This is a genomic window from Chromobacterium vaccinii (assembly GCF_000971335.1).
GTDB lineage: Bacteria > Pseudomonadota > Gammaproteobacteria > Burkholderiales > Chromobacteriaceae > Chromobacterium > Chromobacterium vaccinii.
This window is the reverse complement of sequence record NZ_JZJL01000023.1, coordinates 1-15,539: the sequence shown is the minus strand read 5'-3', so window position 1 is coordinate 15,539 and position 15,539 is coordinate 1. Positions and strand designations below refer to the sequence as shown.

Genomic DNA, 15,539 nt, shown 5'->3' with positions numbered 1-15,539 from the left:
CAAAAAGGCTGATGCGGCGGACAGGCTTTTTCCTTTGCGGCCACGATTTGCCGATGTCATCAATCTTGTCCGGGAAAATGGCGGTTCCAACGGCGGGCCGTATCGTCGTAAAATCGTGCTTATTGATGTCAGCACGCAACGCAGCACAGCAAACTTTGGACCAGCTCGTACTCGATCTCACGCCTACGCCGCTGCCGGCCTTCGATAATTTCCTGGCCGAGCGCAACCGTGAAGTGATCACCGCACTGACCGCCACCGAAGGCGAACGCTTCATCTATTTATGGGGCGAGCCCGGTTGCGGCAAAACCCATCTGCTGCAGGCCTGGATCGCCCACGCCGAGCGGCTGGGGCGCGCCGCCATCTATCTGGACGGCAAGGGCGACCACTTGCCGGATTTCGCGCGCGAGGCCAGCTTCATCGCGGTGGACCACGTCGACGACCTGGCGCCGGACGACCAGATCATGCTGTTCTCCTTCTACAACTCCTTGAAGGAGGGCGGGGAGGGGCGGCTGTTGATGGCAGGGCGCAAGCCGCCGGTGGCGTTGTCGGTGCGCGACGACCTGCGCACCCGCCTGGGCTGGGGCCTGGTGCTGGAGGTGAAAGCCTTGTCCGACGACGACAAGCTGGCCGCCTTGCGCAGCCACGCCGCCAACCGCCAGCTGTCGATACCCGACGACGTCTACCGCTACTTGCTCACCCACTGGCGGCGCGACCTGACCAGCCTGATCTCGATGATAGACATGCTGGACCGCTACTCGCTGGCGCTGAGGCGCCCGATCACCGTGCCGCTGGTGAAAAACGTTTTGCAAACCGCCACTCCGGAATCATGACGACAGCCACTCCCGCCAAACGCAGGCTCGCCCTGTTCGACCTCGACCACACTCTGATCGCTGGCGACTCCGATTTCGAATGGCCGCGCTTCCTGATCAAGCGCGGCATTCTGGACGCCGCCCAGTACGACGAGCGCAACAGCTATTTTTACCGCCAGTATCAGAACGGCACGTTGGACATGCACGAGTATCTGGCGTTCATCCTGGCGCCGCTGACGCGCTTCTCGCGCCATCAGCTGGACGAGCTGCACGCCGACTATCTGGAAAACCACATCAAGCCGCTGATCCCCAACAGGGCGCGCGAACGCCTGGCCGCCCACCGCGCCGAGGGCGACCAGATCGTCATCATCACCGCGACCAACCGCTTCATCACCGGACCGATCGCCCGCGAGCTGGGCGTCGAGCACCTGATCGCGATCGAGCTGGAGCAGGATGGCGACGGCAACTACACCGGCCGCCCGACCGGCGTCTTGAGCTTCAAGGAAGGCAAGATCACCCGCATCGAACAGTGGCTGGCCGAGCGCGGCGAGAGCTGGGACAGCTATGCCGAGAGCTTCTTCTACAGCGATTCGCACAACGACCTGCCGCTGATGAAGCTGGTGGACAATCCGGTGGCGGTGGACGCCGACGACAAGCTGCGGGCTTATGCCGAGGAGCATGGCTGGCCGGTGATCTCGTTGCGCGATTGATTGGGGCGCGGCCGACAAAACGCCTGGCTTATGTAATGTTTTAACGGCCTGCCGCCTTTGTGGCAGGCTGTTTTCTTATCGGCAGAAAGGAACGCATGATGGACGCCCTGCAGGATTTTCTGTGCCGCGCCGAGGCGGTGCTGTCCCGACTGGAGCCGATGCTGCCGCCGCCGCGGCGCGAGCCGGACTGGAGCGCGCAGGCCTTCCGCTGGCATCGCCAGGGCCTTGCGGGCTGGCTGGAGGCGGTGCATGAGCCGCATTCGGTGGAGATGGGCCGGCTGGCCAGCGTGGACGTCCAGCGCGAGCAACTGCTGGCCAACACCCGCCAGTTCGTCGAAGGCCTGCCGGCCAACAATGTGTTGTTGACCGGCGCGCGCGGCACCGGCAAGTCATCGCTGGTCAAGGCGCTGCTGCCGGAGTTCGGCCGCGACGGCCTGCGCTTGATCGAGATCGACCGCGAACATCTGGCCGATCTGCCGCAACTGGTGGAACTGCTGGTCGGACGGCGGGAGCGTTTCATCCTGTTTTGCGACGACTTGTCGTTCGAGCACGGCGACGCCGGCTACAAGGCGCTGAAGAGCGCGTTGGACGGCGGCCTCTCCCGCCGCTGCGACAATCTGCTGGTGTACGCGACATCCAACCGCCGCCACCTGCTGCCGGAGCAGATGAGCGAGAATCGCGAGGGCTGGCTGCATGACGGCGAGATCCATCCCGGCGAGGCGGTGGAGGAGAAGGTGTCGCTGTCCGACCGCTTCGGCCTGTGGCTGTCGTTTTATCCGTTCGACCAGGACGCCTACCTGGCGGCGGTCAAGGAATGGCTGAGCCATTTCGGCCTGAAGTGCGGCGACAAGGCCGAGCGGGCGGCGCTGCAGTGGAGCCTGTCGCGCGGCAGCCGCTCCGGCCGGGTGGCCTGGCAGTTCGCCTGCCACTGGGCGGGCAGCCAGAAACTGGCCAAGAAGACCGGCAGGAAATGACCCGGGCGGCATGCGCCCATACACAGATTGAAGACATGACGAGCGACAAGATCATAGACGTGGTAGCCGGCGCGCTGATGCGGCCGGACGGCAGTTTCATGCTGGGCAGCCGCCCGGAGGGCAAGCCCTACGCCGGTTACTGGGAGTTTCCCGGCGGCAAGGTGGAACCGGGCGAGACGCCGCTGGAGGCGTTGAAGCGCGAGTTCCACGAGGAAATGGGCATCGTCGTCACCGCCGCGACGCCGTGGCTGACCAAGATCCACCATTACGAGCACGCCTCGGTCCACCTGCGATTTTTCCGCATCTGGGACTGGCAGGGCGAGCCGCAGCCGCGCGAGGCGCAGTCCTTCGCCTGGCAGCGGCCGGGCCGCTACACGGTGGCGCCGATGCTGCCGGCCAACGGGCCAATACTGAAATCGTTGGAGCTGCCGGCCTGCTATGCGATCACCTGCGCCGCCGAGATCGGCGTCAAGGCGCAGCTGGCTAGGCTGGCCGAGCGCGACTGGGGCATGGTGCAGGTGCGCGAGCATGGGATGGGGAGCGAGGAACTGGCCGATTTCGTCGCCCGCGCCGCCGCCATCGTCCGTCCGCGCGGCGGCAAGCTGGTGGTCAACGCCGATCCGGCCTGGCTGGCCGGCTGGCCGGTGGACGGCGTGCACCTGACAGGCGCGCGCCTGGCCGCATTGACGGAGCGGCCTGCGTTCGACTGGGTGGGCGCGTCGATACACGGCGCGGACGAGTTGGCGCGCGCCGGCGAGCTGGGTCTGGACTACGCGTTGTTGAGTCCGGTGGCGCCCACCGTCACGCATCCCGGCGCTGCGCTGCTGGGTTGGGACGGTTTCGCCGCCTGCCTGGCCGACGGCGTGCCGCTGCCGGTGTACGCCTTGGGCGGCATGAGCGTCGAGGATCTGGATCTGGCCCGCCTGCGCGGCGCCCATGGCGTGGCGCTGATGCGGGGGGCGTGGCGGTGACGGCCAAGCAGCGCAAGCTGCTGATCCTGGGCGCGGCGCTGCTGGCCTTCGGGGCCGTCAAATTCGGCCTGATCTACTACTGGTATCTGCATAACAGGCAGCCGGCCGCTCCGGCGGCGCAGGCGCTGTCATGCGACATCGAGCGCGGCGCCTGCGCGCTGCCGGGCGGCGGCGCGCTGCGTTTTTCCGCCCGCCCGTCCCACGGCCAGCCTTTCGAGATCCGGCTGGACGGCGTGGCGGCGGAGGCGGCGCCGACCGCCGACTTCACGATGCCGGACATGGACATGGGCTTCAACCGCTACACCTTCGTTCGCGACGGCGGGGGATGGAAGGCCCGGGCGATCCTGCCGATGTGCGTCAGCGGCAGCCGCGACTGGCAGGTGGAGTTGAAGGCGGGCAAGGCGGCGTATCTGTTGCCGTTCCGCGTGCGCTGAAGGCGCTGGCCGGCCCCATGAAAAAAGCTCCCTTTCGGGAGCTTTTTCGCGCCAGGGGCGGTTTACTTGGCGGCGGAGGCTGCCTTGTGTTTTTGATGCGCGGCGCCGGAGGCGTGTTTCTTGTGCGCTTTTTTCTTGTGGTGCTTCTTGTGCTCGGCCTTGTGTTCCATTTTCTTCTCGGCGGCCGGGGCGGAAGCGGCCGGCGCGGCGAAGGCGGAAGTGGCGAAAGCGGCAGCGATCAGAGCGGTCAGCAGTTTTTTCATGGTATTTACCTTCCAGGAAGACGCTTATTGGTATTGGAAAGCCAAGCTATGGCGCCGGGCTGACGCCCGGCCTTGCTATGAGCCGCGCCGGCTGGCGAAGTTCATCCCATGATGCTGACGGATGCGTAATTTATTGTAAATGGCATATGGGCCAGTCTGTCAGCCCAGCCAGTAGCTCAATACCACGCCGGCGAACACCGCCGCGCCGACGCGGTTGTTGTCGAGAAAGGCCTTGAAGCACTTGGCGCGGTCGCGGTTCTTGATCTCGAAGTATTGCTGCGCGATCAGGCCGACGGCGGCGGCGAGGCCCAGGTAGTAGGGCCAGGCCAGCTCCAGGTGGATGCCGATGCCGCACATCAGGGCCAGGAAGGCGGCGTGGCACAGCATCACGCCGGCGACGTCGTACTCGCCCATGGTGATGGCCGAGGTCTTGATGCCGATCTTCAAATCGTCCGGCTTGTCGGCGATGGCGTAAGCGGTGTCGTAGGCCACCACCCAGAACAGGTTGGCCAGCAGCAGCAGCCAGGCGAGCAGCGGCACTTCGCCGGTTTCGGCGGCGAAGCCCATCGGGATGCCGAAGGAGAACGCCACGCCCAGATAGGCCTGCGGCATCGGGAAGAAGCGCTTGGTGAACGGATAGCTGGCCGCGATCAGCACCGCCGGCACGCTCAGGAGCTTGGTCAGATTGTTCAGCGGCAGCACCAGCAGGAAAGACAGGATGGCCAGCAGGGCGGCCAGCAGCAGCGCCTCCTTCTTGCTGACCGCGCCGCGGGCGAACGGGCGCTGGCTGGTGCGGGCGACGTGGGCGTCGTAGTCGCGGTCGGCATAGTCGTTGATCACGCAGCCGGCCGAGCGCATCAGGAAGGTGCCCAGGCAGAAGATGGCGATGATGGACAGGTGGGGCGCGCCATGGGTGGCGATCCACAGCGCCCACAGCGTCGGCCATAGCAGCAGCAGGGTGCCGATCGGCTTGTCCCAGCGCATCAGTTGCCGGTAGTTTTCGTAGCGGTCGCGGACGGCGGCGATCGAGATCACAGGAAATCCTCCAAGGCGGGCAGGAACAGCTCGGTCAGCAGCAGCGGGGAGCCGCCCAGCTGGAATCGGCAGCGGCGGGCCGGGTAGCCGGCCGCCGGCTGGACGCGGCCTGCGGCGGCGGCCAGCGGATGGCCGTCGGCCAGCCGCGCGTAGCGCAGCGGCTCGCGGACGAGCTCGGGCAGTTCGCCGAACAGCGTCAGGCCCAGGGAGCGGCTGCCGCGCCGCAGCACCGGCAGCCAGGCCGGGCAGTCGGGACGGGCGGCGCTGCGGGCGAACACCACCGGCGAGCCATCCAGGGTCAGCAGCACGTGGCGGGCGTATGCCGGCTCGCCTTCGGCCAAATCCAGCGCTTCGGCTTCGTCGGCCTGGACGCGGTCCTCGCCCTGGTTCAGCACGGTCACCGCGAAGCGACGGCCGCCGGCCTGCAGCCGCAGGCTCAGCGAGGCGGGCTCGGTCAGGCAGTCCAGAAGGGAGTCGGGCAGGGCGGGGGGCGCGGCGCGCCACAGGGCATCGTTTACCATGGCGCGCATTATGCCAAAAGCCGCGGGGGCTTGTCGCCTGCGGCGATACCCGGCGCGCAGACTTGCCGTTATCATGCTGGCAGCGCGTTGGACGGGAGGGCATATGCTGGATCTGCTGTTATGGCTGCTGGGCTACCAACTGGCCGGAGAGGTGCTGGTGCGCTGGATGGGCTGGCCGATGCCGGGCCCGGTGATGGGCCTGTTGCTGCTGTTCGCCACATTGTGGCTGCGCCGCGCGGTGCCTGAGACCCTGCAGCGCGAGGCGCCTCGCTTTCTCAGCCACATGTCGCTGTTGTTCATCCCGGCCGGCGGCGCGCTGCTGGCCTACGCGCCGATGCTGCGCGCGCATGGCTGGGAGCTGGCGCTGATCATGCTGGCTTCCTCGTTGGCCACGCTATTGGCCACCGGGCTGGTCCTGAAACTGCTGCTGCGGGGGAGGCGGCATTGACGGCGGCCTGGCTGGACTCGCCGCTGACCGGCGTTTTCGTCACCTTGCTGGCTTACCGGCTGGCGTTGGCCGGCCATCGGCGCGGGCATGGCCATCCGCTGGCCAATCCGGTGTTGCTGGGCGTGCTGTTCGTGCTGGCCTGGCTGCTGCTGAGCGGCAGCACCTATCCGCAATACATGAACGGCGCCCGTTTCATCCAGTTGTTGTTGGGGCCGGCGACGGTGGCGCTGGCGGTGCCTTTGTACGGCAATCTGGCGCGCTTGAAGAAGGCGGCGTTTCCCTTGCTGGCCAGCATCGCCGCCGGCGGCCTGGTCGGCATGATCAGCGCGGCCGGCCTGGGCTGGTGGCTGGGCTTCGATCAGCCGGTGCTGGTGGCGCTGGCCACCCGCGCGGTGACCACGCCGATCGCGATGAGCCTGGCCGGCGGCCTGGGCGGCTCGCCCGAGCTGGCGGCGATGTTCGTCATTGTGTCGGGCATCGTCGGCGCGGTGATGGCGCCGCCGCTGTTCAAGCTGCTGGGCTGGGACGACGACATGCTGCTGGGGGTGGCCACCGGCGTTTCCGCCCACGGCATCGGCACCGCCCGGCTGTTCCAGCTATCCGAGACCGCCGGCGCCTTCGCCGGGTTGGCGATGGGGCTGAACGGCGTGTTCACCGCGCTGGCGCTGCCATGGCTGGTGCGGGCGCTCGGGCTCGGTTAGCATGCGGGGGCGCGCAGGGCCCGGCATCGGAACAGACCGGCGCGCAGTCATAAGGAGAACGATATGGATCTGATTTTGTGGCGCCACGCCGAGGCCGAGGACGGCATCGACGATCTGGCGCGCGCGCTGACCCGGCGCGGACAGCAGCAGGCCAGCCGCATGGCGTCCTGGCTGCGCGACAGGCTGCCGGACGATTACCTGCTGCTGGCCTCCGAGGCCCGGCGTTCGCAGCAGACGGCCGCCTATCTGGCCAAGAGCTACGAAGTGATGCCGGAACTGAACCCCGGCGCGAGCGTGGACGAGGTATTGCAGGCCGTGGGCTGGCCCGAGGCGGGACGCACAGTGGTGGTGGCCGGCCATCAGCCCTATATCGGCTGGCTGGCGGCGCGGCTGCTGTCGGAGCAGCAGCAGATGTGGAGCGTGAAGAAGGGCTCGGTATGGTGGCTGAACCGCCGCGAGCGCGGCGGCTATGAGCAGATCAGGCTGAAGCTGATGCTGACGCCGGGGATGCTCGAGCCGTGAACCCCGAACCTTGCCCCAGTCCCTGTCCGACGCCCCGCTTTGCCGGGGCGTCGTCTTTCGCGCCGCGGCCTACGCGGTTTGCGCCAGCTGTTCCCTCAACTCCTGGCTGACCCGCACCATCGCCGTCAGCGCGGCGTCCACCTCCGGCCAGCCGCGGGTTTTCAGGCCGCAGTCCGGATTCACCCACAGCCTCTCGGCCGGGATCACCTTCAGCGCCTTGTCCAGCAGAGCCCGGATTTCGCCGGCGGACGGCACGCGCGGGCTGTGGATGTCGTAGACGCCGGGGCCGATGGCGTTGGGGTAGCGGAAGCGGCCGAAGTCCGTCAGCAGCTCCATGTCGGAGCGCGAGGTTTCGATGGTGATCACGTCGGCGTCCAAGGCTGCGATGGCCGGCAGGATGTCGCCGAATTCCGAGTAGCACATATGGGTGTGGATCTGCGTCGCGTCGTCCACGCCGCGGCTGGACAGGCGGAAGGCCTCGCCGGCCCAGGCCAGGTAGCCGTCGCGGTCGGCGCGCCGCAGCGGCAGACCTTCGCGTATCGCAGGTTCGTCGATCTGGATCACGCGGATGCCGGCGGCCTCGAGATCCAGCACCTCGTCGTTCAGCGCCAGCGCGATCTGGCGGCAGACTTCGCTTCTGGGCAGATCGTCGCGGACGAAGCTCCACTGCAGGATGGTGACCGGGCCGGTCAGCATGCCCTTCACCGGCTTGGCGGTCAGGCTTTGCGCGTAGCGCGCCCAGTCGACGGTCATCGGCGCCGGGCGGCCGACGTCGCCGAAGATGATGGGCGGCTTCACGCAGCGGCTGCCGTAGCTTTGCACCCAGCCGCCGGCGGTGAAGGCGAAGCCGGCCAGCTGTTCGCCGAAGTACTCCACCATGTCGTTGCGCTCGGCCTCGCCGTGCACCAGCACGTCCAGGCCCAGCGCTTCCTGGCGGCGGATCGCCAGCTCGATTTCCTTCTCCATCGCCTGCCGGTAGCCGGCGGCGGACAGCTCGCCCTTCTTGAACGCGGCGCGGCTGGCGCGGATGGTTGGCGTCTGCGGGAAGGAGCCGATGGTGGTGGTGGGCAGCGGCGGCAGCTTGAGCCAGGCCTGTTGCCGCTCGGCGCGGACCGGGTAGGCGCTGGCGCGGCGGTCGGCGTTCGCCGGCAACGCCGCCAGCCGTTCGGCCACCGCCGGGTTGTGGATGCGCGGGCTGGTTTGGCGCTGCGAGCGGGCGAAATCGCTGCCGGCCAGCTCGTCCGAGATGGCGGCGCGCCCTTCCTCCAGCCCCCGTTTCAGCGTTTTCAGCTCGTTCAGCTTCTGCACGGCGAAAGCCAGCCAGGTTTTCAATTCGGGATCGAGCGCGGTTTCCGCGGCGGCGTCGAAGGGGCTGTGCAGCAGCGAGCAACTGGGGGCCAGCCACAGCCGGTCTCCCAGCGTTTCCGCCAGCGGCCGCAGGCGGGCGAACAGGGCGGACAGGTCGGCGCGCCAGATGTTGCGGCCGTCTATGATGCCCGCGGACAGTATCTTGTCGGCCGGATAGTCCGGCAGGAAGGCGGAAATCTGTTCCGGCGCCCGGACCAGGTCAAGGTGCAGGCCGGCCACCGGCAGCGACTTCAGCAGCGCCGAGTGCGCGGACACGTCGCCGAAGTAAGTGGCCAGCAGCAGCTTGGGTGCGCTCTGGCTCAATTGCGCGTAGGCCGGCGCGAAGGCGTCCAGCCATTCCGGCTCCAGGTCCAGCGCCAGGATGGGTTCGTCGATCTGCGCCCATTCCGCGCCGGCGGCGCGCAGCGCGGCCAGCAGTTCGCGGTAGGCGGCCACCAGGCCGGGCAGCAGCGACAGCTTGTCGAAAGGCTCGCCCTTGGCCTTGCCCAGCCACAGCAGGCTGAGCGGCCCCAGCAGCGCGGGCTTGGCGGCCACGCCCAGCGCGCGCGCTTCGCGGATCTGGGACAGCAGGCGCTCGGGCTGCGCGGCGAAGGCGGTGTCGGCTCGCCATTCCGGCACCAGGTAGTGGTAGTTGGTGTCGAACCACTTGGTCATTTCCAGCGCCGGCTGGGCGGCGTTGCCGCGCGCCAGTTCGAAATATTGCGCGGTGGTGAGCGTCGCCGCGTCGAAGCCGAAGCGCGGCGGCGCGGCGCCGACCAGGAGCTGGGCGTCCAGCACGTGGTCGTACAGCGAGAAATCGCCGACCGGGCTCAGTTCGACGCCGGCGCCTTTCTGCAGCAGCCAGTGCTTCTGGCGCAGCTCCTTCGCGCCCTGTAGCAGCGAAGCCTCGTCCAGCTCGCCCTTCCAATGGTTTTCCAGCAGGGTTTTCAGTTCGCGCTTGGCGCCGACGCGGGGGAAGCCTAGCAGGTGGGTGGGGTGGCTCATGCGTGCGTTCCTGTTTTGTCTTGTCGTGATGGAACAAGCATCTGTCATTGAGGTGTATGATTCAAACTCATTATTTTGCTGTTCAACATGAATGAAATCGATGATGAGCGTGCTGGAGCTGAGGCATTTGAAGAGCCTGCTGGCATTGGCGGAAACCGGCAGCGTGTCGCAGGCGGCGCAGCGGGTATTCCTGACGCAATCGGCGCTGTCGCATCAGCTCAAGCAGCTGGAGGCCGCCTATGGCCTGACGCTGTTCGAGCGCAAGACCCAGCCCTTGCGCTTCACGCCGGCCGGCGAGCGGCTGCTGCGGCTGGCGCGGGATCTGCTGGCCCAGGTGGCGGCGGCGGAGCGAGATCTGGCGCGCATCCGCCAGGGGGAGGCGGGCGAGGTGAGGGTGGCGGTGGAGTGCCATACCTGCTTCGACTGGCTGATGCCGGCGATGGACCAGTTCCGGCGCAACTGGCCGGCGGTGGAACTGGACATCGTGTCCGGCTTTCACGCCGATCCTGTCGGCCTGTTGCTCAGCGACCGCGCCGATCTCGCCATCGTGTCGGAGGCGGAGCCGCAGGCCGGGGTGGTCCATCTGCCGTTGTTTTCCTATGAGATGGTGGGCATCGCCGCGCGCGAGCATCCATTGGCGGCGAAAACGGCGTGGAAGGCGGAGGATTTCGCCGCCGAGACGCTGATCCACTATCCAGTGGCGGACGAGATGCTGGACCTGCTGCGCAAGCTGCTGCTGCCCGCCGGCGTCAATCCCGCGCGCCGCACCGCCGAGCTGACCATCGCCATCATCCAGCTGGTGGCCAGCCGGCGCGGGGTGGCGGTGCTGCCGTACTGGGCGGTGCAGCCGTATCTGGAGCGCGGCTACGTGGTAGCCCGCCAGGTGGGGGAGGAGAAGCTGCGCAGCGAGTTGTACGCGGCGCTGCGCGAGGACGACGCCGATCGGGCCTATATGCAGGATTTCGTGCAGACGGTGCGGGACAGCAGCTTCGCGACCTTGCCCGGCCTATCGCGGCTGGAGGCCTGAGCGGCCGGCTTCGGTCCGCAGCATGGGCAGCAAGGCGTCCAGCCGCTGCCGGCATTGCGGGCGCAGCCGGCGGCTGTTGGACGCCATCGCGGCGGCGCCGCCGATGTCCCGCACCGCTTGCTGGAACGGCGCCCAGCCGGCCAGCAGCCACGCCGGCTGGGGCGAAGGGGCCGGGCAGGCCGCCGCCGCGGGCGCGCCGGCGCCGCACAGTTCGCGCAGCCTATCGTTGGCTCGCGCCAGGATGTCTTTTTCAGCTTCCGCCATTTCCACTTTTTCCAGCCGCAGCAGATAGATGCGGGCGGCCAGCCAATCGGCCTCGTCGCTCAGGCGGGCCGGCGTCGGCTTGACGCGCGGGCGTCGGGCGGCCAGCAGCATCGCCAACGTGCGGATCTCGGGCAGCATCGACTCCAGCAGCCAGCCGCTGTGGCGCTGCCGCGACAGCCAATCGGCCAGAGGGTGGCGGGCAAGATCCAGGCTCCGGCCCAGGCATTCGCCGTCGCGGACCAGGGCGATGGGTTTCAGCTCGGCGCGCAGCGGCTCAGGGAAAGTCAGGATGCCGATATGGTTTTCAAATGGTCTGTTTCCTGTTGGCGACATGGCAGAGCTGCGCGGTAGGCCGCGTCCTGGTTGAGTTATGGTTTGATCGACATCAATGACATAAGGAAATAAACAATTAACTTATTCCCAAAATGAATATTTCGTTTGACTTCGGCGGGCATTGTTGCGCACCATATATTTGAAATCAATATATTTTTATGAATTAAAATTATATGGGAGAGGAATTGATGTCGGCCAGGCAACTGGATGTCGGCGAATTGATCAATCGCGAGCGCTTTTCCGCGCGGCAATGGCGCATCCTGATCCTCTGCTTCCTGATCGTGCTGTGCGACGGCTTCGATACCGCCGCCATCGGCTATATCGCGCCGGCCGTGATCCGCGACTGGGGCGTGGCGCGCACCCAGCTGGGGCCGGTGATGAGCGCCGCGCTGTGGGGACTGGCCGCCGGCGCCCTGCTGGCGGGGCCGCTGGCCGACCGGATCGGCCGCAAGCGCGTGCTGCTGGGGGCGGTGTCGCTGTTCGGCGCGATGAGCATCGCGGCGGCCGGCGCCGCCGACCTGTCGGCGCTGGCCTGGCTGCGCTTCGCCACCGGCTTGGGCCTGGGGGCGGCGATGGCCAACGCGGTGACGCTGATGTCCGAGTATTCTCCGGAGCCGCGGCGGGCCTTCATCGTCAGCGCCATGTTCTGCGGCTTTCCGTTGGGCGCGGCTTGCGGCGGGCTGCTGGCTTCGTGGCTGGTGCCTCACGCTGGCTGGCGCAGCGTGTTGCTGCTGGGCGGCGTCGCGCCCTTGCTGCTGCTGCCGGCGATGTGGCTGCTGCTGCCGGAGTCGCTGCGCTTCCTGCTGCTGCGCGGCGGTAACGGCGAAGCCCGCCGCATCCTGAAGCGGCTGCTGCCCGGCGTGCGGCTGGGTGACGGCGACAGGCTGGTGCTGCGCGAGGCAGACCGGACGCCGGGCTTGCGGCTGGTCTGGTCCGCCGATTACCGGACTGGCACGCTGCTGCTGGCGGCGGCCTATTTCATGGGGCTGCTGATCTTCTACCTGCTGACCAGCTGGCTGCCCATCTTGATCAGCGACAGCGGCATGGACCTGCGGCAGGCGGCGCTGCTGACCGCGCTGTTCCCGTTCGGCGGCCTGCTGGGCAGCACGCTGACCGGCTGGCTGATGGACCGCTACGACGCGCACCGGGTGCTGGCGCTGGCTTATCTGCTGACCGGCGCGCTGGTGTTCTGCATCGGCCAGGCGCTGGACAACCACGGCCTGCTGGCATTGACCATCTGTCTGGCCGGCATCGCGATGAACGGCGCGCAGGCGTCGATGCCGTCGCTGGCGGCCGCCTACTATCCGACCGCGGGCCGCGCCAGCGGCGTGGCGTGGATGATGGGGATAGGCCGCTTCGGCGGCATCGCCGGCGCCCTGCTGGGCGCGACGCTGCTGAAGTTCCATCTGAGCCTGCCGCTGTTTTTCGCGCTGCTGTCTCTTCCCGCGCTGCTGGCCGCCGCGGCCTTGCTGCTAAAACGGCGCGCCGTCGCCATCGGAAGAAGGGCTTGGGCATGAGCGGAAAAACGATAGCCGGCGTGCTGGAAACGGTGCGCCGTCAGGCCCTGCCGGCCGACGACCGCGAGTACTGCGTCGCCCTGCACGACTATGTGCGTGATCAGGTGCGCTTCGGCTTCACCACCGGTTTCGAAAGCGTGACGCCTGAGCAGACGCTTGCGCTGGGGCGGGGGCATTGCAACGCCCAGGCCGACCTGTTGTGCGCGCTGCTGCGCGGCGCCGGTTTCGAGGCCGGCCTGCGCTTCGTCGCCTTGGACAAGCGCATCCTGCGCCACGCGGTGCCGGCGCCGGTGCTGTTCTGCCTGCCGTCCAAGCTGTTCCACGCAGTCACCCAGGTCAGGCTGGGCGGCCAGAAGCTCAATATCGACAGCTATATCTTCGACCGCTCGGGCTTTCGCCAGCAGCGGGCGCGCTTGCGCGCGGCCGGCTTGGAGCGCGGCTTCGGCCTGGGGCAGGGCGCGGCCTGCGATTGGAACGGCCGCGGCGACGCGTTCTCCCAGGCCGAGCCGGGAAATCTCGCGCCGGACAACCCCCGGTTTTCCACGCTGGCCGAGGCCGTGGCCAGCCGGGCCGGCAACAACACCCTGCTGGGCATCCATTTCAACCAGTGGCTGGCCTGCGTGCCGACGCCGCTGCGCCGCGTCAGCGAGCGCTATCTGAACAGCCGCCTGGGGCCCGCCATGACTTAGCGGCCGCTGCGGCGTCGTGGCCGGCCCGCGCGGCCGGCGTCTGATTGCAAGTCCAACGAGGAAACGAACCATGTTGCCTGTAGCAAGGATTGCTCGCGTCGTCGAGCAGGCGTCGCTGCGTCCGTTCTATCCGCGCCATTGGGGCGCGGAGCGCGGCCAGATCATGCAATGGCTGCGCGACGGCGAGTATCACCGGGTGCCGGTGATCCGCAAGCAGGACCTGTCCAATCATTGGGACGAACTGATGGAGTACGGCGACTTCACCGATGTCGTCAGCTCATCCGGGACCACCGGCCGGCCGGTGGAACTGCCGGTGCATCGGCTGCAAGAGATGGTGTGGGTGGATTGCGTGGCGCGGGTGCTGACCGAGCTGGGCGCGAAGCCCGGCGACCGCATGCTGCATCTGCTCAGCAACAACGACATGTTCACGCTGGGGCCGCTGGTGCTGCAGGCGGCCAAGAAAGTGGGGCTGGGGCCGTTCCGCTGCTCGCCGCAGCGCACGCGGCGCATTCTGGACGTGGTGCATTACCACCAGCCGGCCTTCGTGGTCGGCAATCCGGTGGTGATGCTGGAGCTGGCGCAGACCATGGGCGCGGACTTCCCGGCGCCGGAGTGCCTGCCCGACTACGCCTATTTCGGCGCCTGCGGCGCTTTCGACGCCGACAACCGGCCGACGCCGGTGGCGCAGAAGGTGATGGAGCTGTGGGGGCTGAAGGACGCGCTCAACGAATACGGCTGCAGCGAGCTGGGCTCGGTCGGCCACGAGTGCCTGCAGCATCGCGGCTTCCACATCAACGACGACGCGGTCCACGTCGAGCTGATCGATCCCGAAACCGGCCTGCCGGCCGCGCCGGGCCAGCCGGGCGAGGTGGTGGTCACTTCGCTGACCCTGCCGCGGGGCTTCATCGCGGTGCGCTACGGCACCGGCGACATCGCCAGCTGGCTGGACGACAGCCCCTGCGACTGCGGCCGCCGCAGCCCGCGGCTGGGCGCCATCATCGGCCGGGTCGATCACCAGCTGAAGATCCAGGGCCAGACCGTTTACCCGGACCTGATCTTCGACGTGCTGGGCCGGGTGGATGGGATCACCAACGAACTGGTGGTCCGCTGTCCGGACGAGCAGGGCGGCCAGCGGGTGGAGGTGTGGCTGTCCGCCGGGCCGGGCAGCGGCGCGGACATCGTCCGCCGGGTCGGAGAGTTGCTATTGCAGCGGCTGGCGGTGGCGCCTTCACTGCGCCTGGTGCCGTCGGAGCTGATCCAGAAGCTGAAACGGGACAAGATGGCCAGCGGCAACGGCGTCAAGGTGCCGCGCTTCATCGACCTGCCGCTGCCCGTCCATGCCTATCTGTGAGGGATTTTCCATGACGCCATTGCTGCCGGCGCCGGGCCTGCTGCCCGGCCTGAGCTTGAAGCTCGAATACCTGAACCCCTCCTTGTCGATCAAGCATCGCTCGCTGCCCAAGACTCTGCTTGAACGCGCGAGCGCCGGCCGGATAAGCCGCGACGCGACGCTGGTGATCATGACCGCCGGCAGCGCCGGCGTCAGCGTCGCCTGGGCGGCCAGCCAGATAGGCTGCAAGGCGCTGTTGCTGATGCCGGACGGCGCGCCGGACAGCGTGGTCAATTACGCGCGCTGGCTGGGCGCGGAAGTGGAGCGCCGCCCGCATCCGCAGTTGCAGGAGCTGCTGGACGCCCATCGCGGCATGCCGGGCAGCCATGTGGTCGAGCAATTGAGCGATCCGGAATTGATCGGCCATTACCGGGAGGTGGGGGAAGAGCTGTTGCGCCAGGCGCCCGGGCTGGCGGCGGTGACGGTGTCGGCCGGCACCTGCGCGTCGCTGATGGGCATCGCCGAAGCGCTGGCGCCGGCCGGCGTGCCGGTTTACGCGGTGGAGCCGGCGGAGGCGGCGGTGCTGTCGGGCGAGCCGTGGCGGCCGCACAATATCCCGGGCCTGGCGCCGCCGGCGCG

18 protein-coding genes are annotated in these 15,539 nt (G+C 67.9%); 13 read left to right on the top strand and 5 right to left on the bottom strand.

From position 1 onward, the window contains the following. The first annotated feature begins 155 nt into the window (after nucleotides 1-155). The 5 genes from hda (at nucleotide 156) to VL52_RS12560 (ending at nucleotide 3,898) form a co-directional block, all read left to right on the top strand. A complete protein-coding gene (gene hda, locus VL52_RS12580; protein WP_011137161.1) occupies nucleotides 156-830 on the top strand; it encodes a DnaA regulatory inactivator Hda in 675 nt (224 codons plus the stop codon). After that, a complete protein-coding gene (locus VL52_RS12575; protein ID WP_046157356.1) occupies nucleotides 827-1,519 on the top strand; it encodes a histidinol-phosphatase in 693 nt (230 codons plus the stop codon). Before hda ends, VL52_RS12575 begins: the two co-directional genes overlap by 4 nt. A gap of 98 nt (nucleotides 1,520-1,617) precedes the next feature. Further along, the gene (locus tag VL52_RS12570; RefSeq protein ID WP_046157355.1) at nucleotides 1,618-2,493 is read left to right on the top strand and encodes an ATP-binding protein; all 876 of its coding nucleotides are present in this window, start codon (nucleotides 1,618-1,620) and stop codon (nucleotides 2,491-2,493) included. Between the two features lie 35 nt (nucleotides 2,494-2,528). Next, nucleotides 2,529-3,464: a Nudix family hydrolase gene (locus tag VL52_RS12565; RefSeq protein ID WP_046157354.1), complete on the top strand. Its 936-nt coding sequence runs from the start codon at nucleotides 2,529-2,531 to the stop codon at nucleotides 3,462-3,464. Then, nucleotides 3,461-3,898 (top strand): hypothetical protein, encoded by a 438-nt coding sequence (locus tag VL52_RS12560; RefSeq protein ID WP_046157404.1) that lies wholly within the window; start codon nucleotides 3,461-3,463, stop codon nucleotides 3,896-3,898. Before VL52_RS12565 ends, VL52_RS12560 begins: the two co-directional genes overlap by 4 nt. Nucleotides 3,899-3,960: 62 nt before the next feature. On the opposite strand, the gene VL52_RS12555 is transcribed toward VL52_RS12560, so the two are convergent. The 3 genes from VL52_RS12555 to VL52_RS24540 all read right to left on the bottom strand — a co-directional run bounded on the left by VL52_RS12555 (nucleotide 3,961) and on the right by VL52_RS24540 (nucleotide 5,726). Continuing rightward, nucleotides 3,961-4,161 (bottom strand): hypothetical protein, encoded by a 201-nt coding sequence (locus VL52_RS12555; RefSeq protein WP_021476637.1) that lies wholly within the window; start codon nucleotides 4,159-4,161, stop codon nucleotides 3,961-3,963. Between the two features lie 159 nt (nucleotides 4,162-4,320). Then, nucleotides 4,321-5,196: a 4-hydroxybenzoate octaprenyltransferase gene (gene ubiA / locus VL52_RS24545; RefSeq protein ID WP_260799906.1), complete on the bottom strand. Its 876-nt coding sequence runs from the start codon at nucleotides 5,194-5,196 to the stop codon at nucleotides 4,321-4,323. After that, entirely contained in the window at nucleotides 5,193-5,726 is a 534-nt protein-coding gene (locus VL52_RS24540; protein ID WP_046157353.1) for a chorismate--pyruvate lyase family protein, read from the bottom strand. The genes ubiA and VL52_RS24540 overlap by 4 nt, the downstream gene beginning before the upstream one ends. Nucleotides 5,727-5,820: 94 nt before the next feature. Here VL52_RS24540 and VL52_RS12540 point away from each other — a divergent pair, with 94 nt between their 5' ends. The 3 genes from VL52_RS12540 to VL52_RS12530 all read left to right on the top strand — a co-directional run bounded on the left by VL52_RS12540 (nucleotide 5,821) and on the right by VL52_RS12530 (nucleotide 7,388). Beyond that, on the top strand, nucleotides 5,821-6,165 hold the full coding sequence (locus VL52_RS12540; RefSeq protein WP_046157352.1) for a CidA/LrgA family protein: 345 nt from the start codon (nucleotides 5,821-5,823) through the stop codon (nucleotides 6,163-6,165). Beyond that, a complete protein-coding gene (locus VL52_RS12535) occupies nucleotides 6,162-6,866 on the top strand; it encodes an LrgB family protein (protein ID WP_046157351.1) in 705 nt (234 codons plus the stop codon). Before VL52_RS12540 ends, VL52_RS12535 begins: the two co-directional genes overlap by 4 nt. 63 nt (nucleotides 6,867-6,929) lie before the next feature. Further along, nucleotides 6,930-7,388 carry a SixA phosphatase family protein gene (locus tag VL52_RS12530; protein ID WP_046157350.1) on the top strand — a complete coding sequence of 153 codons (459 nt, stop codon included), beginning with the start codon at nucleotides 6,930-6,932 and terminating at the stop codon, nucleotides 7,386-7,388. Nucleotides 7,389-7,457: 69 nt separating this feature from the next. Here VL52_RS12530 and metE read toward each other — a convergent pair whose 3' ends face one another. Then, nucleotides 7,458-9,740: a 5-methyltetrahydropteroyltriglutamate--homocysteine S-methyltransferase gene (gene metE / locus VL52_RS12525; protein ID WP_046157349.1), complete on the bottom strand. Its 2,283-nt coding sequence runs from the start codon at nucleotides 9,738-9,740 to the stop codon at nucleotides 7,458-7,460. 100 nt (nucleotides 9,741-9,840) lie between these two features. On the opposite strand from metE, the gene VL52_RS12520 reads away from it, so the two are divergent. Then, the gene (locus VL52_RS12520) at nucleotides 9,841-10,767 is read left to right on the top strand and encodes a LysR family transcriptional regulator (RefSeq protein WP_046157348.1); all 927 of its coding nucleotides are present in this window, start codon (nucleotides 9,841-9,843) and stop codon (nucleotides 10,765-10,767) included. Here VL52_RS12520 and VL52_RS23305 read toward each other — a convergent pair. Beyond that, on the bottom strand, nucleotides 10,747-11,364 hold the full coding sequence (locus tag VL52_RS23305; protein ID WP_052729279.1) for a hypothetical protein: 618 nt from the start codon (nucleotides 11,362-11,364) through the stop codon (nucleotides 10,747-10,749). The two genes, VL52_RS12520 and VL52_RS23305, sit on opposite strands and share 21 nt — an antisense overlap. A gap of 188 nt (nucleotides 11,365-11,552) precedes the next feature. Here VL52_RS23305 and VL52_RS12510 point away from each other — a divergent pair, with 188 nt between their 5' ends. The 4 genes from VL52_RS12510 to VL52_RS12495 form a co-directional block, all read left to right on the top strand. Beyond that, entirely contained in the window at nucleotides 11,553-12,881 is a 1,329-nt protein-coding gene (locus tag VL52_RS12510) for an MFS transporter (protein ID WP_046157401.1), read from the top strand. Further along, nucleotides 12,878-13,570: a transglutaminase-like domain-containing protein gene (locus tag VL52_RS12505; protein ID WP_144410237.1), complete on the top strand. Its 693-nt coding sequence runs from the start codon at nucleotides 12,878-12,880 to the stop codon at nucleotides 13,568-13,570. Before VL52_RS12510 ends, VL52_RS12505 begins: the two co-directional genes overlap by 4 nt. 70 nt (nucleotides 13,571-13,640) lie before the next feature. Further along, nucleotides 13,641-14,921 carry a phenylacetate--CoA ligase family protein gene (locus tag VL52_RS12500; protein WP_046157346.1) on the top strand — a complete coding sequence of 427 codons (1,281 nt, stop codon included), beginning with the start codon at nucleotides 13,641-13,643 and terminating at the stop codon, nucleotides 14,919-14,921. 10 nt (nucleotides 14,922-14,931) lie between these two features. Further along, nucleotides 14,932-15,539: pyridoxal-phosphate dependent enzyme (locus tag VL52_RS12495; protein ID WP_046157345.1), on the top strand; the 608-nt coding region annotated here is incomplete at its 3' end.

Bases quoted from the DNA above. Each gene is read 5' to 3' on its own strand.
- VL52_RS12565 (WP_046157354.1), top strand. From the start codon at position 2,529: ATGACGAGCGACAAGATCATAGACGTGGTAGCCGGCGCGCTGATGCGG.
- metE (WP_046157349.1), bottom strand. From the start codon at position 9,740: ATGAGCCACCCCACCCACCTGCTAGGCTTCCCCCGCGTCGGCGCCAAG.
- VL52_RS12575 (WP_046157356.1), top strand. From the start codon at position 827: ATGACGACAGCCACTCCCGCCAAACGCAGGCTCGCCCTGTTCGACCTC.
- VL52_RS12520 (WP_046157348.1), top strand. From the start codon at position 9,841: ATGATGAGCGTGCTGGAGCTGAGGCATTTGAAGAGCCTGCTGGCATTG.
- VL52_RS12500 (WP_046157346.1), top strand. From the start codon at position 13,641: ATGTTGCCTGTAGCAAGGATTGCTCGCGTCGTCGAGCAGGCGTCGCTG.
- VL52_RS12505 (WP_144410237.1), top strand. From the start codon at position 12,878: ATGAGCGGAAAAACGATAGCCGGCGTGCTGGAAACGGTGCGCCGTCAG.
- VL52_RS12555 (WP_021476637.1), bottom strand. From the start codon at position 4,161: ATGAAAAAACTGCTGACCGCTCTGATCGCTGCCGCTTTCGCCACTTCC.
- VL52_RS12540 (WP_046157352.1), top strand. From the start codon at position 5,821: ATGCTGGATCTGCTGTTATGGCTGCTGGGCTACCAACTGGCCGGAGAG.
- VL52_RS12510 (WP_046157401.1), top strand. From the start codon at position 11,553: ATGTCGGCCAGGCAACTGGATGTCGGCGAATTGATCAATCGCGAGCGC.
- VL52_RS24540 (WP_046157353.1), bottom strand. From the start codon at position 5,726: ATGCGCGCCATGGTAAACGATGCCCTGTGGCGCGCCGCGCCCCCCGCC.
- VL52_RS12570 (WP_046157355.1), top strand. From the start codon at position 1,618: ATGGACGCCCTGCAGGATTTTCTGTGCCGCGCCGAGGCGGTGCTGTCC.
- VL52_RS23305 (WP_052729279.1), bottom strand. From the start codon at position 11,364: ATGTCGCCAACAGGAAACAGACCATTTGAAAACCATATCGGCATCCTG.
- VL52_RS12530 (WP_046157350.1), top strand. From the start codon at position 6,930: ATGGATCTGATTTTGTGGCGCCACGCCGAGGCCGAGGACGGCATCGAC.